15 protein-coding genes are annotated in these 18,185 nt (G+C 63.6%); 6 read left to right on the top strand and 9 right to left on the bottom strand.

The window, feature by feature from the left end:
- Positions 1-65: 65 nt before the first annotated feature.
- The 8 genes from CFB47_RS22835 to CFB47_RS40615 all read right to left on the bottom strand — a co-directional run bounded on the left by CFB47_RS22835 (position 66) and on the right by CFB47_RS40615 (position 10,544).
- Positions 66-2,588 carry a type VI secretion system Vgr family protein gene (locus tag CFB47_RS22835; protein ID WP_089462366.1) on the bottom strand — a complete coding sequence of 841 codons (2,523 nt, stop codon included), beginning with the start codon at positions 2,586-2,588 and terminating at the stop codon, positions 66-68.
- A gap of 181 nt (positions 2,589-2,769) precedes the next feature.
- The gene (tssK, locus tag CFB47_RS22830) at positions 2,770-4,116 is read right to left on the bottom strand and encodes a type VI secretion system baseplate subunit TssK (RefSeq protein WP_089442062.1); all 1,347 of its coding nucleotides are present in this window, start codon (positions 4,114-4,116) and stop codon (positions 2,770-2,772) included.
- Positions 4,117-4,147: 31 nt separating this feature from the next.
- The gene (gene tssJ / locus CFB47_RS22825) at positions 4,148-4,651 is read right to left on the bottom strand and encodes a type VI secretion system lipoprotein TssJ (RefSeq protein WP_089462365.1); all 504 of its coding nucleotides are present in this window, start codon (positions 4,649-4,651) and stop codon (positions 4,148-4,150) included.
- Positions 4,652-4,730: 79 nt separating this feature from the next.
- A complete protein-coding gene (locus CFB47_RS22820; RefSeq protein ID WP_089442060.1) occupies positions 4,731-5,216 on the bottom strand; it encodes an Hcp family type VI secretion system effector in 486 nt (161 codons plus the stop codon).
- 93 nt (positions 5,217-5,309) lie between these two features.
- Positions 5,310-6,803 (bottom strand): type VI secretion system contractile sheath large subunit, encoded by a 1,494-nt coding sequence (gene tssC / locus CFB47_RS22815; protein ID WP_089442059.1) that lies wholly within the window; start codon positions 6,801-6,803, stop codon positions 5,310-5,312.
- 27 nt (positions 6,804-6,830) lie between these two features.
- Positions 6,831-7,370 carry a type VI secretion system contractile sheath small subunit gene (tssB, locus tag CFB47_RS22810; protein ID WP_089442058.1) on the bottom strand — a complete coding sequence of 180 codons (540 nt, stop codon included), beginning with the start codon at positions 7,368-7,370 and terminating at the stop codon, positions 6,831-6,833.
- A 36-nt stretch (positions 7,371-7,406) separates the two neighbouring features.
- Entirely contained in the window at positions 7,407-10,088 is a 2,682-nt protein-coding gene (gene tssH / locus CFB47_RS22805; RefSeq protein WP_089462364.1) for a type VI secretion system ATPase TssH, read from the bottom strand.
- 174 nt (positions 10,089-10,262) lie between these two features.
- Entirely contained in the window at positions 10,263-10,544 is a 282-nt protein-coding gene (locus tag CFB47_RS40615; RefSeq protein WP_143330853.1) for a hypothetical protein, read from the bottom strand.
- Between the two features lie 83 nt (positions 10,545-10,627).
- On the opposite strand from CFB47_RS40615, the gene CFB47_RS22800 reads away from it, so the two are divergent.
- From CFB47_RS22800 to CFB47_RS22775, 6 genes are read left to right on the top strand one after another with little or no spacing between them, the layout of a single operon-like run.
- Complete coding sequence (locus CFB47_RS22800; RefSeq protein WP_089462363.1) at positions 10,628-11,278, top strand: TagK domain-containing protein; 651 nt, start codon at positions 10,628-10,630, stop codon at positions 11,276-11,278.
- Positions 11,275-12,129, top strand: a complete 855-nt coding sequence (locus CFB47_RS22795; RefSeq protein WP_089462362.1) for a type VI secretion system accessory protein TagJ — start codon at positions 11,275-11,277, stop codon at positions 12,127-12,129. The genes CFB47_RS22800 and CFB47_RS22795 overlap by 4 nt, the downstream gene beginning before the upstream one ends.
- Positions 12,122-12,688, top strand: a complete 567-nt coding sequence (gene tssE / locus CFB47_RS22790) for a type VI secretion system baseplate subunit TssE (RefSeq protein WP_089462361.1) — start codon at positions 12,122-12,124, stop codon at positions 12,686-12,688. The genes CFB47_RS22795 and tssE overlap by 8 nt, the downstream gene beginning before the upstream one ends.
- Before the next feature lie 37 nt (positions 12,689-12,725).
- On the top strand, positions 12,726-14,615 hold the full coding sequence (gene tssF / locus CFB47_RS22785; RefSeq protein WP_089442053.1) for a type VI secretion system baseplate subunit TssF: 1,890 nt from the start codon (positions 12,726-12,728) through the stop codon (positions 14,613-14,615).
- Positions 14,615-15,670, top strand: coding sequence for a type VI secretion system baseplate subunit TssG (tssG, locus tag CFB47_RS22780; RefSeq protein WP_089463516.1), 1,056 nt, complete (start codon positions 14,615-14,617; stop codon positions 15,668-15,670). Before tssF ends, tssG begins: the two co-directional genes overlap by 1 nt.
- Complete coding sequence (locus CFB47_RS22775; protein WP_089462360.1) at positions 15,667-16,785, top strand: ImpA family type VI secretion system protein; 1,119 nt, start codon at positions 15,667-15,669, stop codon at positions 16,783-16,785. Before tssG ends, CFB47_RS22775 begins: the two co-directional genes overlap by 4 nt.
- A 47-nt stretch (positions 16,786-16,832) precedes the next feature.
- Here the strand turns inward: CFB47_RS22775 and CFB47_RS22770 are convergent, their stop codons facing one another.
- On the bottom strand, positions 16,833-18,179 hold the full coding sequence (locus tag CFB47_RS22770) for an AAA-associated domain-containing protein (protein ID WP_089462359.1): 1,347 nt from the start codon (positions 18,177-18,179) through the stop codon (positions 16,833-16,835).
- Positions 18,180-18,185: the final 6 nt, after the last annotated feature.

Genomic DNA, 18,185 nt, shown 5'->3' with positions numbered 1-18,185 from the left:
ATGTACTAACTGAGCACAAGAGATGCGACACATCAGCGGCAAATTTCACGTTCGAGATCTCCGATTCATCTCAATACAAGTGCAGTTCCACTCCGCGCCGCTTTCATCAGGCATTCGATACAAATCTTTTTAGGAGAGAGATCGACGGCTTGATTCAATGGCCCCGGAAGCTGATGAAACGATGCATGCGCAAGAAATTTCCCCGACGTGCCATGCACGATCCCCGACACATCCATATTCGTGAAGCTACCGTTGACTTCGAAGCGAATTTTTCGCTTTCCGCGCAAAACGATCTCATCGGCTTCGAGAAGGATCTGTTTCTGCGCCCGGGCAACGATCGACTGCGTCAAAGCGTGCAGCACGATGTCGCCTGCCGCCGAAACGAATTTCACGATCCCCTTCTGAGAAACAAAGCGGATGGTGTCGCGAATGCTCGCGAAGAAACTGCTACCGCTCGCGATCCCGACATGCCCGTCGCTGGTTACCGCAACCTGCTGCGCAGCCACGTGAGCCGTCGCAGGCGTCACGAGTTCAACACCCGCCTTGCCGGCAATCACGAGATGCGGTTCAGCCAATTCAGCAAACGGATTCGCATCGCTTGTCTTGCCGCGAATCTGTTCGTTCTGTCTGAGGATCGTTTCGGCCAGATCGGACTGGTGTCCGTCGGCGTCCTGCGCTTCCGCCTCCTGGGCCGCCTTGCTCATGAAAGCGTGAAGCCTATGGGCGTCGTCGAGCTGGGACAGTGTCTCGGACATGCTCTTCACTTGACCGCCCGACCCTGACCGCCCCTGCGTGGTAATCAGCATTCCCATCGCCGACCGCACTACGCCCCACAGACTCGTGACCAATTCGAAGCCACGACCACGCTCGTCCTGCCGCCCGGCGTTACCCGCAATACGCGTGATATAGCCCAGATTCAACTGCGAACTACCTTCGTCGCTCGACAGATGCGCCTGAATCTTCCCGTTCGTATCGTCGAAGGCGAGCGTGTTCGCGCGACGATCACCGATTTCCCTGCTGCGATAGCCCGCCAGCGCCTGGTTCTCCGGCAACGCAAACGGCGGCATGTTGAAAGCGTTGGTCGCACTACCCACGATGATCGGCAAATCCGGATCGCCGTTGACGAAAGCGACTTCGACCTCATGCCCTCGGCGCGGCAGAAAGATTCCACCGAACTGGTCGCCGCGCCACGCACCCGCCACGCGCACCCAGCAACTTGAACGCTCGTCGTTATTTCCCAGCCGATCCCATAGAAACTGCAGCTTCACCCGGCCATAGGCATCGGTCCAGATTTCCTGATTCTCGGGGCACGTCACAACGGCATACTCGACGCCGTTCATCCGCGGCTTCGCGATCGTACGCAACAGCCGGAATGGCTCGTTGGTCGGCTGCAGCGTGAAATCCGCTTCGCAGCGGTAACGCTGCCCGGAACCTGACGCTTCGCCGATATCCTCGATCACCAGCATGCTGCCAATGACGGCGTACTCGCGGTTGGCCGCGCCCTGCGGATAGTGCGACAACACGAACGTCTGACCTGCGACCATGCCGCGTAGGTTGCCTTTGCCGCGAGCCCTCAAGCCTTGGCAGCGCCACGCCTGCATCTGCACCAGCGTCAGATACTCCGCCTCCGTGCGCGGCTCGTTGTGGTCGCCTGAGAGGCCGACCGCGCCAGCTTGAGGCTGCGCGTAATCCCCCCACGAGTACTGCTCCTGATGGGCGAGCCCGGTGTCGCGCGGGTCTTCGCGCATCACTTTGAGGTTCGCGCGCGGCAACGTGTAGTCGTAGTCGACACTCGTCACTGCGCCTGTGGTCAACGCATGCGAAACCGATAACTCGTGAATGTGTTCCTCGTCGATCCGACGACTGGTCGGCGGTTCATAGCGCAGCGCGGCGTAAGCATCACTCAGCGGTTTGAGAGCCCCCATCGAGTCGCAAAGCACGAGCCGATGCTTACCTTCGTCATGCTCGAAGAAATAATAAATACCCCATTCTTCCCACAGGCGCTGCAGGAACGTCCAATCGCTTTCGAGGTGCTGGCGTTGAATATCCCGTTTCGGCCATACCTTGTTCGGCCGCGGAGTCGTGATTCGTTTTTCGACCGGAAACGGGTATACCGAGAGCACCGCATCGGTGATCTCTACGACGGACATATCCTGAAAGATGCGGCAATCGCAATTCTTGGTCGCATGCCACAGCCACGGTCGGAGCGTGAGCTCATAGACAATCGACCGTCCGTCTTCACGCACGATCGTCGCGTGGCTGACAACACCAGTGATCTCGCGCATGCCAGCACCGACGTTCGCCATTCCGGCGGCACCGGCTAGACCCGGAATGAAACGCCCTTTTCCCTCGAGCTGGATCGATACGGTCACTTCCGTGCCAATCAGCGCATCAAGATTGACGTTCGCAGCGATGCTCTGCGAAAACCCGAGCGAATCCGGCGTTTTCAGTTCGATCGTGTACTCGAACAATTCTCCGATGATTTCGCCGCCGGTCAGCTTCATCGGAGTGAGGATCGACTGTCCGCCGTACATCGGCAGCGCAGCGCCGGAAACCGACAACGTCCGTGGTACATCAAGCAAAGCCATTCCGGTATCTCCGTTGAATCGATCGGATCACTGATCGTCTTTCATGTATTCGAGATGTGACGGATGTCCTACCTTACTTCCAACCATTTACGCGAAAGCAACCCGACAATATCGCCAGGAAAATCAAATAGGTGATCGTTACCGCAGCCTTCTTGAACATATATCCTCACTTAAGTCGCGCTTATGCGCGTACGCCCCACAATTCGAGCTTGAGAGACGGAAACTCCCCCGCGACGTGCAGCGCAACACCGCCATGCCGCACCACCTCCTCCCACAGCGCCCCGCCCTGCATCAACTCGTAATAGATATATCCGGCGTTGAACGGAATCTGCCGCGGCGGCACCGGCAGGAGTTGCATGCCGATACCCGGCAAATGACTGCGCACCAGGCTCGGCAGTTTCTCCGACGGCCCCGCCTTCGCCTGCGCGAGAAACTGCTGACGCAGCGCATCGGGCGGCATCGCCGCATGCACGGCCAGCACCAGCGATGCAAAGCCCTGCATATCCACTGGATCAACCACCGCGTTGCGCATGCCATGCCCCTGATCCTCGAGCACGATGCTCTGCGCGCTTCGCACCAGTACGGCGTTGAGCAGCCGATGCGTGTCGTCGACCACCGGCTTCAGACAGAGATGCGGCGTCGTATGCTGATAAGGCGGATGTGTATCGAGCGGGCGACGCGTGTCTGTACGCAGATGGGTCGACAACTCGCCCGCCATCGCGATCAGCAACGTGTACACATCGGCAGGCGACGTGGTCGGCACGCGCAGCATGTGCTGCAGCAACGGCTCGTATCGATTCAGGATCTGCAACAACAGATAATCCGTGACCGTCGCCGCACTCGCGGTGGTGTCATCGGTACCCGCCAGCCGTTGCGACAACGCATTCGCGCGCAGGTGGGCGAGATCGTGGATTTTCGTGACCCAGCTCGTCAGCAGATTGCTCACCCCGTAGCCGGACACGGGCGGCACGATCGTGTCGTCCAGTTCGATGCTGCCGTCCGCGCGAATGGTCTTCACACACGTCAGCGCAAGGCCGATCCACGCGTCGCCCAGCTCCTTCTCGGGCACAAGGCGCAGCCGCAGGTTCGACAACTGCACGGATTCGGGCGCCAGCCCGACTGAATTCGAATCGCGCAGCTCGGTATCGAACACCTGATAGCGCGCCATCGAATCCGCCGTGTTGGCGAACGTCGTTTCCTCGCAGTTCGGCAAGCGCACCGGCACCGCCAGATAGATCACCTGGTCGAGGTGTTCGGGACGGATCGTCAACGGCGGCGGCAGCGGCGTATTGCCCGGCGCATCGAACGGCGTGCCGTCGGCGAACACGCCGGCGGCCGACTTGACAATCACCTTCCCGAGCGCGAGCGACTCCAGATCGAGCCCGTAATGCGCGAAGCCGAAGAAAAACGGCGACAGCGGCGCCGCACGCATGTGGGCGTACTTCTCGAAGTAGCGTTCCTGTTGCTGGAACAGTTGCGGTCTGAAGAACAACCCTTCCTGCCAGGCGACCTTGGCATACCAGCTCATACGTATCGTCCGTTGTGTTGCGCGACGTGTTTCATTTCTTCTTCGCTTCGTCGATCCTGACGGCCTTGGCCTCGAGATCGACAGTCAGTTTCAGCTTCGGTGTAAAGCGGTACCACGCCTTGTCGGGTGCGGTCGGCATCGTGTAGACGGACCGCCACACCGCGTTCGGCAAGTCGCGGTAGGCCGCAATCACACCGATGGCGGTCGTTTCCGGATCGGGTCGCCGGACGACTTTCCGTTGCTCGCCGGGCCGCAACTGGAACTCGTCGCGCTTGACGACGTCGTCGGCTAGCACCGTCTTCTCCTGTTTCTCCAGCGTGAAGAAATCCGCCGCCTCGAATGCGTTGTCGTTCTTCAGCTCGTAGATGCGCACCACGATCGGCGCTGCGCGCCCGCGATCGTCCGGATTGACGTCGGATGCCGCCTTGACGGCCAGTTCGAGCCGAACCGGCTCCTTCGGCTTCGGTTCACCGCTCGCGCAGGCCGAGAGCAGCACGACACCGGCGAGCGACGCGGCAGTCAGAATCGAACGCATGCAGAATTCACCTCGATGAAGCGCGAAACGCGCCGCGCGCGGCGAGCACGAATGCTCGGTCACGCGCGGCGCTTCGCACTTACGCTTCCTTGTTGCCCTTAATGTCGAAGCTCGCCGTGACGGCACCGCCGCTGCCGCCCTGTGCGTTCTGCACGACGTACTCCTGCTTGACCTTCGAAAACGACAGCGACACCGTCTCGCGGCTCTTCTCTTCACCGGCCTTGCTGCCGGACGGCTTCACGCGCGTGACGATCACGTCGCTCATCGTGAGCTTCAGGTACTCGAGCGGGTTGCCGCCGGCCTTGCGCATCACCAGCACGGCCTGGTCGATGTGCTTGCCCGTCAGCGCGTACTTCATCAGGTTCGGGCTCGCACGGTCGATGTTGTGTTCGAACGTGAGATCCTTGACCGTTGCCTTCCCGGCACCGCCGCCGCTGCCCGAGTGCATCGAGGATTCCTGCTGGATATCCCATTCCCAGTTCAGGATCTCGATTTCGTCCTTGTGCTTGTCGTCGAGCGATTCGCCGTTGATGCCGTCGATCTTCAGAAAAATATCCTGCGCCATGTGTAGTACTCCTTTTATTTAACGATTTGAAACTGGCCGGGCGTCGATCGCCAAAGCAAGCCGATGGCCGGCCCTGCGGAACCTACCGGGTGGTCAAGCGGCTTCCTTGATCGACGGCAGCTTCGTCACGAGCCGCAGCGAAACGGTCAGCCCTTCGAGCTGGAAGTGCGGGCGCAGGAAGAACTTCGCCTGGTAATAGCCGGGATTGCCTTCCACGTCCTCGACGAGCACTTCCGCCGCCGCGAGCGGCCGGCGCGCCTTCGTGTCCTGCGACGAGTTCGCCGGGTCGGCGTCGACGTAATGCATGATCCATTCGTTGAGCCAGCGCTGCATGTCCTCGCGCTCCTTGAACGCGCCGATCTTGTCGCGCACGATGCACTTCAGGTAATGCGCGAAGCGCGAGCACGCGAACAGATACGGCAGGCGCGCCGACAGGTTCGCGTTGGCCGTTGCGTCGGGATCGTGATACTCGGCCGGCTTCTGCAGCGACTGGGCGCCGATGAAGGTCGCGTGATCGGTGTTCTTGCGATGCACGAGCGGGATGAAGCCGTTCTTCGACAGCTCGGCCTCGCGACGATCCGAGATCGCGATCTCGGTCGGGCACTTCATGTCGATCCCGCCGTCGTCCGTCGGGAACGTGTGGCACGGCAGGTTCTCGACCGTGCCGCCGGATTCGACGCCGCGGATCAGCGAGCACCAGCCGTACTGCTTGAACGAGCGGTTGATGTTGACGCCCATCGCGTAGGCCGCGTTGGCCCAGCCGTAGCGGCTGTGGTTCGAGCCGTTGGTGTCTTCCTCGAAATCGAACTGGTCGACCGGATTGGTCTTCGCGCCATACGGCAGGCGCGCCAGGAAGCGCGGCATCGCGAGCCCGACGTAGCGCGCATCCTCGGTATTGCGCAGCGAATTCCACGCGGTGTATTCGAGGTTCTGCGTGAAGATCTTCGTCAGGTCGCGCGGGTTGGCCAGTTCCTGCCAGGACTCCATCTGCAGCACCGACGGAGCCGCACCGGTCACGAACGGCGTGTGCGACGCCGCCGCCACCTTCGCGATCGAGCCCAGCAGGTCGACGTCCGGCGGCGTATGGTCGAAGTAGTAGTCGGCCACGATGCAGCCGTACGGCTCGCCGCCGAGCTGGCCGTATTCCTGCTCGTAGATCTGCTTGAAGAGCGGGCTCTGGTCCCATGCCAGTCCCTTGTAGCGACGCATCGAGCGATGCAGCTCGGCTTTCGAGACGTCCATCACGCGGATCTTCAGGTGTTCGTCCGTCTCGGTGTTCGACACGAGGTGGTTCAGGCCGCGCCACGCGGATTCGAGCGCCTGGTAGTCGTCGTGATGCAGGATCAGGTTGATCTGCTCGGAAAGCTTGTGATCGATCTGCGCGATGATGGCCGCGATGCTCTTGTAGGCATCGTCGCTGATCGTGATCGATTGCGTGAGCGCCTGCTCCGCGAGCGTCTGCACCGCATGTTCGACCGCCGCGCGGGCCTGGTCCGTCTTCGGCCGGAACTCCCGCTCGAGCAACTGCGTAAAGTCGGACTGGGTGGTCGCCTGAGCCTCGACGGCCTGTGCTTGTTGTTTTGCCATGATGGTCATCCTCGATCGGTTGGTCGGTCAGCTCGCGTCGCCCGAATCGGCCGCGCCTGCTTCGTGCCGCTCGGGCCGCGGTGCCGCGGCCAGCGACTTCAGCAGGGCCGGATCCTGCAGCAACTGGGTGACGAGCGCCTCCGCCCCCGACTTGCCGTCCATGTACGTCTGCAGGTTCGCGAGTTGCGTACGCGCCTGAAGCAGACGGCGCAGCGGCTCGACCTTGTCGGCGATCGCGGCCGGCGAGAAGTCCTCCATGCTTTCGAAGGTCATGTCGACCATCATCTGGCCCTCGCCCGTCAGCGTATTCGGCACGGCGAACGCAACGCGCGGACGGATCGCCTTCATGCGCTCGTCGAAGTTGTCGATGTCGATTTCCAGGAACTGGCGATCCGACACCGCGGGCAGCGGTTCGACCGGGTGCTTGCCGGACAGGTCGGCGAGCACGCCCATCACGAACGGAAGCTCGATTTTCTTCTCCGAGCCATACACTTCGACGTCGTATTCGATCTGCACGCGCGGCGCACGATTGCGCGCGATGAACTTCTGCGAACTGCTAGCGGACATGAACAGTCTCCTGACAGTGGTTGACGGATGTCGAGCTCAACGGCACGGCCCGACAAGATGAGAAGGGGTCGCCTCGAACGTCAGCGCCTGGGCTGGCGGTGCGGAGGCATCGGTCACGCCGATCGCAATGTGTGTGAGCGGCGCGCGTGATGCGAACGCGTCGAGCCAGAGCGCGGAAAGGCGCGGCAGCACGTGTTGTTCGATGAAGCCGATGAGCACGCGCGCGCCGGTTTCCTGAACCAGGCAACGGCCGACGATGTAGTTCACGACCGTGTCGTCGTAGACAAGCGCGATGTCGTGGCCGTCCGCCATGCGTTTCACGACGCGATCCAGATGCAGGCGAACGATGCTGGCAAGCGCGTCGTCGGCAAGCGGCAGATACGGCACGACCGTCACGCGCCCCATGAACGCCGCCGGAAATGCCTTCAGCAATTCGGGGGCAAGCGCGGCCCGCAGGCCGTCGAGATCGGGTGACAGTGCCGGATCCGCGCAAAGGCTCGCGCTCAGGTCGGCGCCGACGTTGCTCGTCAGCAGGATGGTGGTATTACGGAAATCGATATGACGGCCGTCGCCGTCTTCCATGTATCCCTTGTCGAACACCTGGAAGAACATTTCGTGCACGTCGCGATGCGCCTTCTCGATCTCGTCGAGCAGCACGACCGCGTAGGGGCGACGGCGCACCGCTTCGGTCAGCACACCGCCCTCGCCGTAGCCGACATAACCGGGCGGCGCGCCTTTCAGGCCCGACACGGTGTGCGCTTCCTGATACTCGCTCATGTTGATCGTGATCAGGTTTTGTTCGCCCCCGTACAGCGCTTCGGCAAGCGCCAGCGCGGTTTCGGTCTTGCCGACACCGGACGGGCCGGCCAGCAGGAACACGCCCAGCGGCTTCTTCGGGTCGGTCAGGCCCGAGCGCGCGGTCTGCACGCGCTCGCCGATGAGGTGCAGCGCGTCGCGCTGCCCGATCACGCGGGTGCCCAGCGTTTCCGGCAAGCGGCGAACGGCGGCGATCTCGTCGGTGACCATGCGGCCGACCGGAATGCCCGTCCAGTCCGAGACGATTTCGGCGACGATGGATTCGTCAACCTCGGGGAAAACGAGCGGCACGTCGCCCTGCAGCGCGGCCAGCGTTCGTTCGAGTTCGCGCAGCCGGTCGACCGATACCGGCGAATCTTCTGCGTTCGCGATCGCGGCTTCCCGTCCGGCGAGCATCGCCTGAGCGGCCGACACCTGTTCGCGCCAGCGATCCGCGATCACCGCTTCCTCCGTCGCCAGCACGTCGATGCGCGTACGCACGCGATTCAACGCCTTGTCCGCGTCGAGACCGATACGGGCCTCCTGCACCAGCAGCTTTTCTTCGGCACGCGCGGCCGCCAGGCGTTGGCGCACGTCGTCGAGTTCGCGAGGGGTCGCGTGCTGCGACAGCGCGACGCGCGCACACGCAGTGTCGAGCAGGCTGATCGCCTTGTCGGGCAACTGACGGGACGGAATATAGCGATGCGACAGCGTCACTGCCGCACGGATCGCTTCGTCCCGTACGACGACGCCGTGATGCGACGAGAACGTCGGCACGAGCCCGCGCACCATGTCGGTCGCGGCCGCCTCGGACGGCTCCGCGACCTGCAATACCTGGAAGCGCCGGGTCAGCGCCGGATCCTTCTCGATATGCCGCTTGTATTCGGCCCAGGTCGTCGCACCGATCGTACGGATCGTGCCGCGCGCAAGGGCTGGCTTCAGGAGGTTGGCCGCGTCGCCGGTGCCGGCCTGCCCGCCCGCGCCGATCAGCGTATGGATCTCGTCGACGAACAGGATGACGGGGGCCGCCGATCGTGCCGCAGCCTCGAGCACGCCCTTCAGGCGAGCCTCGAATTCCCCCTTCATGCTCGCTCCGGCCAGCAACGCGCCGACATCGAGGCTCAGCAACCGTACGTCCGCAAGATTCGGCGGCACGTTGCCCGATGCGATCGCACGCGCCAGCCCCTCCACCACGGCCGTCTTGCCGACCCCGGCCTCGCCGGTGACCAGCGGATTGTTCTGTCGCCGACGCAGCAGCACGTCGATCATGGTACGAATTTCAAGCTCGCGACCGATGACGGGATCGATTTCGCCGGCGCGGGCCCGCGCGGTGAGGTCCAGGCAATACTGCTCGAGGGAGTTGCCCTTCGACGCGACCGAAAGCGCACCGGAGGTCTCACCCGGCAGCGCCGGCGCGAGTTCACTGTGATCGTACGGCCCGTCGGCGGCTTCCGGTGACCCGTCGATCCAGGCCGGAAGCACGTCGCCCAGACCTTCGACCGGAATCTTGCCGAACCCCGGGGAGATCGCGAGGAGCACGCGCCGCAGCTCGGGAGTGGAGACAAGCGCCGCAATCAGCCACGCACCGCGCACGCGGCGGTCACCATGACCGAGCGTTGCCAGCACCCAGCCGCGCTCGATGGCCGCTTCGATATGCCACGAAAAATCGCTGATCGAACTCGCGCCGGCCGGCAACGCAGCCAGCGCCCGCGCAAGATCACGCTCGAGCGCGTCGCGATCGATCTCCGCATGGCGCACGATCCGCTGCAGGTCGCCGTCCGGCTGCTGGAGCAGCTGGTGCAGCCAATGGACGAGCTCGACGAACGGGTTCCCACGCAGTTTGCAGAAACTCGTTGCCGACTCGATTCCCCGGTAAAGCTCGACCCCGAGCTTACCGAACAAGGTCTGGCGTGAAATGTTCATGGTGGTCTTGTTTTGATTGTTAGCGTGTCGCGAACGAATCCGTCAGCACAATAAGGAATCCTCTATTGATTCCATGCCAGACGAGACATCAAACGCTCGATACACACTTCTCTCTCCGGTTCGAAAAAGACGGCCACTCGAATCAGGAGCCGCATTATCGACACGAAACAACAATTACGTCAACGCATTAATTTCAGCATCTTTATCGAATAAATAATTAGGACAATTCTTATATTTCTTCACGTCGAAATTCGCGCAAACACGCCCGACACCCCGCACAAAAGCCGCGAACACCTCATCAAGCACCCACACGCAAGCCATTGTTATTTCGAGATAAATACAGGCATACCATGACCACCAATGCAAACAAACAACCCTATCTTTTTGATTGAAATGAGATTTCAATTTAACCGTTGCAATTTTTGACAATCCATTTCCAAACTCATCTCCCCACATTTATTGTTCGAGCGCTTTTTTGAGATGAAAGATTCATCGATACTCGCGTTTCATTTCCGGATCTTTCGCTATCGACCCTGTTCATGCGCCTCCTTCGTCTGCCCTGGCCTCGTCGGTCGGACACGTCGCTCGCCGTGCCCGCACCGACGATCGCACGCTCGCAGCCCGTTGCCGACACATCGCCGCTGCACAACGCTCTCGGTCCCGCTCGCATCGATGACGACTTGCTCGGCCTCCTCGGGATCGGCACCCGTGACGGTGCTGCAGCCTATCCGCATACCGCAGCGGACACGACGCGCGTCGACGCCGATCACACCGACGCACTGATCGATACGCTTCATGCGCAGTACTGGCGCGCGCTGACGGACCCAGGCGCGCCGATCGCGTCAGCATGGGCCCCGTCGGTAGACGACTCGCTCCAGCACGCGATCACGCCGGATCACCCGCACGACGCGCATGCCGACGAAGACGCCGGGCACCCGGATTCGATCGAGACGCTGCTGTCCGGCAATCGCACGATCGAGGATGCCTTCGGTCATCTGGACGGGCACATGGAACCGGTGACCGACGGCGAATCGGTTCCGGAGATCCTGCAACTGTTTGCGCCGCCCGAATTTCACACCGCGTCCGCGCGCCGCGCCCCCGTACCGCCTCCGCCGCTTACCCGGCGCGAGCACCATGCGCTGTCCGTGGACAGTCCGCTGACCGCGCCCTTGCGCAAGGATCAACCATGACCAGGCTCACCCCCACCGATACACCCTCCGCGCAGCGCGCGGACGACCTCCCGCTCGTCGACCAGATCGCTCGCATCGAAGCACGCATCCGCTCGCAACCGACGACCGCCCCCCATCGCTGGGCGCTGTTCCAGCTGCTGTGCATCGTCGGCGAGTGGTCACGCGCGATCCAGCAACTGCAGGTCTGGGCAAAGCTCGAGCCGAGTCAGGCCCGAACCGCGCAGATGTATCGCGACCTGATCCGTGCCGAACGGTGGCGGGCAAAGGTGGTCGCGGGCCGGGAACACCCGGGTTTCGTCCTTGCCTCACCGCCCTGGATCGATGCGCTGCTGGACGCGATCCGCCACGCGGCCGACGGGCAGGTCGAACAGGCCGACACCCTCCGCGATGCGGCCTTCCAGGCTGCGTCGGACGTTCCGCTCGTCGCAGCAGCGCAGGGCCATGCCGCATGGATCGCGGACAGCGACACCCGTTTCGGCCCGGTCTGTGAAGTCATCACGGCCGGACACTATCGCTGGGTGCCGTTCGCCGACCTGGCGGCATGGCGCGTGTCGCAGCCGGCGCAACCGGTCGATCTGATCTGGGCGCCCTGCACCCTCACCCTCGTCGACGGCAGCCTCGTCCACGGCTTCATGCCGGCCCGTTATCCCGGTTCGGAAACCGGCAGCGACGCCGTGCGCCTCGGACGCGAAACCTTCTGGCGCGACCTCGGCCGCACGGGTGTCGTCGCGCTCGGACAGAAAACCTGGACAACGGACCTGGGCGACTTCAGCCTGTTCGAGCTGGCTCACGCCGAGTTCGGCTCGCGCGCTGCGCCTGCCGCGATCGACGCGGATCAAGCCCATGACTGAGCGCCGGAAACCGCAGTCGGGTGCCAACGCGCCGACCACACGGACGCCGCGACGCGCCAGCTCGCATCTGCTGCCGACGCTGCTCGATCGCCTGCGCGACGATGCACCGCATCGGCAGACCGAGGCCCCGGAGGAATACACGGTCACGCGCAAACAGATGCGCGACATCGTGCAGCGCGATCTCGCCTATCTGCTCAACACGACGAGTATCGAAGACCGGATCGATCGCGATCGCCATCCGCGAGCGGCTGCGTCGACCGTGAATTTCGGCGTACCGCCGCTCGCCGGCACGTTTATCGCCTCGCGTCAGTGGAACGACGTCGAAAAGATGATCAGCCGGGCCATCGGCGATTTCGAGCCGCGCCTGATTCCGAATTCGCTGGTGGTCGCGCCCCGTACCCACGCCGATGCCGATTCCGCGGGCGAACATCACAATGTGCTCGCCTTCGAAGTGCGCGGCCTGATTCACATGGATCCGTATCCGCTCGAATTCATGGTGCAAAGCTCGCTGGATCTCGAAACGAGCGAAATCCGGATCACGGGCATGCGCGCCGGCTGAGCGCGGCGCACACAACGACCACAACGAGGCCTCTCCGATGGACCCGCGACTGCTCGACTACTACAACCAGGAACTCATCTACATGCGCGAGCTCGCCGCCGAGTTCGCCCATGCACATCCGAAGATCGCGCGCCGGCTCGGCATGCAGGCCGGCGAAGTGGCGGATCCTTACGTCGAGCGGCTGATCGAATCGTTCAGCTTCATGGCTGCGCGCACGCAGATCAAGCTCGACGCGGAGTTTCCGCGCTTCACGGAACGGTTGCTCGAGGTCATCTACCCGAACTACGTCGCGCCGACCCCGTCGATCTCGATCGCCCGCCTGTATCCCGGGAAGTCCGAAGGCAGTCTGGCCGGCGGCTATTGCCTTGAGCGCGGGACCGCGTTCACCGCGAAGGTTCCCGATGGAGAGCGCACGGCATGCCAGTTCACGAGCGGGCAGGACGTCACGCTGTGGCCGCTCACGATCACCGATGCGCGGCTGACCGGCATTCCACCGGACATCCCGGCGCTGGAGCGTTATGGCCCGCCCGACAGGCAAGTGCGCGGCGCGCTCCGGATCCGGCTCGCGACCACGGGGAACATGCGGATCGCCGACCTGAAAGGACTCGAGCGGCTTCCGGTGTATCTGGCAGGCGACGAGCAGGTCGCCTCGCACCTGTTCGAGTTGCTGCATGCGGGCGGCATGGCCTCCGTTATCGGCGCGCCCGGGGAATTCGGCACGCCGGGCCGCCCGCCCGCGGCCGTCATCGAAAACGCGGTCGAACACGAAGGATTGGGCATCGATCAAAGCCTGTTGCCGCTCAACTGGGCCAAATTCCACGGGCACAACCTGCTGCATGAATACTTCGCGTGCCCCGCGCGGTTCTGGTTTTTTGCGTTGAACGGCCTTGCCGAGGGCTTTTCGCGGGTCAATGGCAGAGAGGTCGAGATCGTCGTGCTGCTCGACCGGGCGCCCGGTCCACTTGCCAATCTTGTCGATGCATCGCGCTTCGCACTCTTCTGTACGCCCGTCATCAATCTGTTCGGCAAACATACCGACCGGGTCGAGATCTCGCCGCGCGACACCGAATTCCATCTGGTGCCGGCGAGACTCACACCGCTCGACTACGAGGTGTTCTCGGTCCGCACCGTCTACGGGCAAGTCGCCACGACGTCTTCCGAACTCGAGTTCCGGCCGCTCTATCAGACGCTGAACAATGACGAAGGCAATCACGGTCGTTACTTTTCGGTGCGGCGCGAGCGGCGCCTGCTGTCCGATTCGGCGCGCCGCTACGGCACGCGCACGCCTTACGTCGGGACGGAGGTGTTTCTCTCGCTCGTCGACCAGGCAGAGGCGCCGTACGGCGAAAACATTCGCTTCCTGTCGGTCGAGGCACTGTTGACGAACCGCGATCTCGCCTCGCTCGTGCCGCGCAACGGCGTGCATGACCTGGAAACGACGCAGTCCGCGCCGGTCGACAGCATCGGCCTGATTCGGCCGCCGAGCGCACCGCTGCCGCCCTATGCCGAGCGGGAAATGGCATGGCGCCTGATCCGCCAGCTGAACTTCAACTATCTGCCGCTCGAGGCACTCGATCACCGGGAGGGCGGTCAAGGCCTGCGCGACCTGCTACGCCTGTACCTCGTGGATGGCGACTCCGGGCAAGGCCGTCAGGTCGAGAGCCTCGTGGGTGCAAAAACGCGCCCCGTCACGCGCAAGCTGCCGGGAACCGGCCCGATGACCTTCGGTCGCGGCATCGAATGTGCGCTGACGGTCGACGAGACAGGCTTCTCGGGCGTCAGCCCCTATCTCTTCGGGGTAATCCTCGAGCATTGGCTCGCGCGACACGTCTCGATCAACAGCTTCACGCAGACGGAGTTGCACTCGATGCAACGCGGCCGGATCGCGCGATGGCCAGCTCGCACGGGCACGCGCGGAGCACTGTGATGAAGCGCGCCACACACCCCACGCTGTCACCCGAACTGCTCGAATCGCTGCAGGCCGAACCCTGGCGCTTCGGATTCCTGTCGTTGCTGCGGCGGATCGGTACAAACCCGTCAGTCGATCCGATCGGCACCGCTCGCCGGCCACGGGCCGAACCGTTCAGACTCGGCCAACAGCCGAGCCTGGCCTTCCCGCCGCGCGAAATCGCGAGCGCGCACGAGACGGCCGGGCAACTCAAGGTGCGTCTGTTCGGTCTCGGCATGCTGGGGCCCAACGGTCCATTGCCGATCCACGTGACCGAGATCGCGAAGGACCGGGAAAGCAGCCGCCGCGACACGACCACGGTCGACTTCTTCGACATCTTCCATCATCGGTTCTTCACCCTGTTCTATCGAGCGTGGGCTTCCGCGCAGGCGGCTGCGGGCCTCGACCGAAAACACGACGAGCACTTCTCGTTCTATATCGCAAGCCTCGCCGGGCAAGCGGTCGGCGAAATCGACCGATGCCCGCTTCCGTCGCATGCGCGCCTCGCCGCGTCGGCCCATCTCGTTCGCGAATCGCGCAATCCGGACGGGCTGCGCAGCACGCTCGAGCACTACTTCGGCGTTCCGGTCTCCGTCGAGGAAAACGTCTTTCACTGGATCGAAATCGATCCGGCCGACTGCGGGCGCATCGGGTACCCGGGCGCTGCCGCCACGATGGGCCGGGGCGCGGTGCTCGGGCGTGTCGCCCCGGATCGCCAGCACCGGTTCCGCATCGTGATCGGCCCCGTCGATCTCGACGCCTACCTGCGCTTCACGCCGCAAGGCGAAGACCTGCCGCGACTCGTCGAGTGGGTTCGGGCCTTCGTCGGCCACGAGCTCGAGTGGGAACTGGAGCTTCGCATCAAGCCCGAGAGCGCGCCGCCAGCCGTCATGGGCGGCCGGCAGCGCATGGGCTGGTCCGGATGGCTGGGTCGCCCTGCATCCGACAAGCCGATCACCGGCATGCGCTTCGAGCCAGAACGCCATTCACGCCATTTCAATCATCGCGCCCCTGCCTCCGAACCTCGACTATGAGCAAGCAATCCTCTCCCGCCTCGAACAAGCGCGGCCGTGCGCCCGTCGCCGATACGCCGCATGACGACTGGCTGGCGCCGTTGAACGGGTCGGAACCGTGCGGCCCGGATCTCGAATACGACCATGATTTCGTGGTGCTGTTTGCCGGCACCGCACCCAGACAGGATGTGCAGTACGGCACATTCGTCGGTTCGCCCGAACCGCTGAACTGGAGCGAAACCGAGCGAGACTGCCGGCGGCTGATGACGCGCACGAAGGACATACGCGTTGCCGTGCTGCATACGCGCTGCCGCACGCGCCTGGGCGGCGTGGCAGGCCTGTCGGAAGGCATGCGGTTACTGGCGGCGTGGTTGCAGGCGTTTCCGGAGCAGGTCCATCCGCAGGCCGATGCCGACAACGATCGCCATGCCGCGCTCGAGATGCGCATGAACGCGCTGCAGGCGCTGTCGGATCCGGAAGGCTTGCTGGCCGATGTGCGGGAAATCGTATTGACGCGATCGACCGCCACCCGGTTGCAGGTTCGTGACGTCGAGCGCGCGTTCGCGCATCCGCGTCCCGCCGATGCGCTCGCGCCCGATTCGGTCACCCTGCAATTGCAGAACCTGCGGGAACAGCAGCCGTCGACGATGAAGGCCTTCGACGATGCGATCTCGAGCCTCTCCGCTATCGATTCGTGGTGCTCGACGCACCTCGAGACGTATCTGCCGGATTTTTCCCCGCTGTTCCGCCTGCTCAAGCTCTTTCAGGCAAGCGAACCGCAGGTCGACAGCCGATCCGGCTCCTTGTGCGCGGTCGAACAGGAGGCACGCGATACGCCGGTGTCGGCGGCACTCGACGAAACGGCTACCACGCCGGCAGGTCCGGATGGCGAGGAAACTGCTGCGCCAACCCCGACGGCGGTTGCCGCACCCGCGCCTCTTGCGCCAACGGACCGGCAGGCCGCGTTGGCGCTGATCCGCACGGCACGCAAGTGGTTCGAAACCAACGAACCGAGCAGCCCCATCCCGGTGCTGCTCGGGCGCGCGGAACAATTCGTCGGCAAGCGCTATGTCGATGTCGTCAGGGCCATTCCGCCGGAGCTTCTCGCTCAGTGGGAAGAGGCAGACGGCTCATGACGGCATCCCGTCACGGTCGTGCGTGACGGGATGCCTTTGCTCGACGATCAGCTCTCGACATCCTCGAGACTGAACACCTCCGTCTTGTCGTTGTACGAGAACACTTCCCCGTAACGCCCCCAGTCGATCACCGCATCGAGCGTTTCCTCAGCCGCTTCGTCGGACAGGAAATCCTCCAGCTCCTGCTCGAAGCGCACGCGCGGCGCCCGATGGCCCGGGCGCTCGTTCAACACCTTCCGAATCCGCGCCGCGAGCGGCACGTGCTTCAGCAAATGATCCGCGAACATCAGCTTGCGCTCCTGCGTGCCGAATTCCGCGAACACGCGGGCAGGCGGCGTGAGGAACACGTCCCCTTCGCGCACGTCCGCGAAGCCGAGGTGCTGCAGCACTTCGGCGATCGGGAACAGTTCATCGACTTCCAGATGCAGCGTGCGCGCGATTTCCGGCATGTCCGCGCGGCCGTGGTACGGCGCCATCGCGAGCGTTTCGATCAGGCCGGCCATCAGGTTGGTCGACACGCGCGGCATCCAGCTGCCGAGCTCCAGCCCCTTCTTCGTCGCCTCGCCGGTCTGGCGGGCCGTCATCTTCGCGTAGATGTCGTCGACGAGCTTGCGGAAATCGGTGTCGAGCCGGTTGCGCGGATGCTTGAACGGCACCTTGATCTCGGCGATCACCCGGCCCGGGTTCGACGACAGCACGAGGATCCGGTCGCACATGAACACCGCTTCCTCGATGTTGTGCGTGACGATCAGCACCGACTTGATCGGCATGCGGCCTTGCGTCCACAGATCGAGCAGGTCGGTACGCAGCGTCTCGGCCGTCAGCACGTCGAGCGCGGAGAACGGCTCGTCCATCAGCAGGATCGTCGGATCGACGACGAGCGCGCGCGCAAAGCCCACGCGCTGGCGCATGCCGCCCGACAGCTCGCGCGGGTATGCGTTCTCGAAGCCGTCGAGACCGATCAGGTCGATCGCGGCCAGCGCACGCTCGCGTCGCTCGCGCGCGCCGACGCCGAGCGCCTCGAGGCCGGCTTCCACGTTCTGCAGCACGGTGAGCCACGGGAACAGCGCGAAGGTCTGGAACACCATCGCGACGCCTTCGGCCGGCCCGCGCAGCGGCTGGCCGAGATAGGTCACTTCACCGCCGGTCGGCTCGATCAGCCCGGCGATGATGCGCAGCAGCGTCGACTTGCCCGAGCCGGAACGGCCGAGCAGCCCGACGATCTCGCCTTCGCGCAGCGACAGGTTCGCATCGTCGAGCACGAGCAATTCGCCCTGCGACTTGTTGAAGCCGCGGTTCACATGCTCGACGCGCAGGATTTCGTCACCGAGGCGCGGCGGCTGCAGCGGCTGGGGCGTCTTGGCGGGGGCGTTGATAACGGTCGAATTTTGCATCGCGCT

It is taken from the genome of Burkholderia sp. AU27893 (genome assembly GCF_002223205.1).
Lineage (GTDB): Bacteria > Pseudomonadota > Gammaproteobacteria > Burkholderiales > Burkholderiaceae > Burkholderia.
Note: the sequence above shows the minus strand (reverse complement) of the source record. Positions and strands in the feature narration are given on the sequence as shown.

What these genes read in the sequence shown, in the direction of transcription:
- CFB47_RS22820 (WP_089442060.1), bottom strand. Translation starts at nt 5,216, where the DNA reads ATGGCGCAGGATATTTTTCTGAAGATCGACGGCATCAACGGCGAATCG.
- CFB47_RS22775 (WP_089462360.1), top strand. Translation starts at nt 15,667, where the DNA reads ATGAGCAAGCAATCCTCTCCCGCCTCGAACAAGCGCGGCCGTGCGCCC.
- tssC (WP_089442059.1), bottom strand. Translation starts at nt 6,803, where the DNA reads ATGGCAAAACAACAAGCACAGGCCGTCGAGGCTCAGGCGACCACCCAG.
- CFB47_RS22800 (WP_089462363.1), top strand. Translation starts at nt 10,628, where the DNA reads ATGCGCCTCCTTCGTCTGCCCTGGCCTCGTCGGTCGGACACGTCGCTC.
- CFB47_RS40615 (WP_143330853.1), bottom strand. Translation starts at nt 10,544, where the DNA reads ATGTGGGGAGATGAGTTTGGAAATGGATTGTCAAAAATTGCAACGGTT.
- tssF (WP_089442053.1), top strand. Translation starts at nt 12,726, where the DNA reads ATGGACCCGCGACTGCTCGACTACTACAACCAGGAACTCATCTACATG.
- tssE (WP_089462361.1), top strand. Translation starts at nt 12,122, where the DNA reads ATGACTGAGCGCCGGAAACCGCAGTCGGGTGCCAACGCGCCGACCACA.
- tssK (WP_089442062.1), bottom strand. Translation starts at nt 4,116, where the DNA reads ATGAGCTGGTATGCCAAGGTCGCCTGGCAGGAAGGGTTGTTCTTCAGA.
- tssH (WP_089462364.1), bottom strand. Translation starts at nt 10,088, where the DNA reads ATGAACATTTCACGCCAGACCTTGTTCGGTAAGCTCGGGGTCGAGCTT.
- tssG (WP_089463516.1), top strand. Translation starts at nt 14,615, where the DNA reads ATGAAGCGCGCCACACACCCCACGCTGTCACCCGAACTGCTCGAATCG.
- CFB47_RS22835 (WP_089462366.1), bottom strand. Translation starts at nt 2,588, where the DNA reads ATGGCTTTGCTTGATGTACCACGGACGTTGTCGGTTTCCGGCGCTGCG.
- tssB (WP_089442058.1), bottom strand. Translation starts at nt 7,370, where the DNA reads ATGTCCGCTAGCAGTTCGCAGAAGTTCATCGCGCGCAATCGTGCGCCG.
- CFB47_RS22795 (WP_089462362.1), top strand. Translation starts at nt 11,275, where the DNA reads ATGACCAGGCTCACCCCCACCGATACACCCTCCGCGCAGCGCGCGGAC.
- CFB47_RS22770 (WP_089462359.1), bottom strand. Translation starts at nt 18,179, where the DNA reads ATGCAAAATTCGACCGTTATCAACGCCCCCGCCAAGACGCCCCAGCCG.
- tssJ (WP_089462365.1), bottom strand. Translation starts at nt 4,651, where the DNA reads ATGCGTTCGATTCTGACTGCCGCGTCGCTCGCCGGTGTCGTGCTGCTC.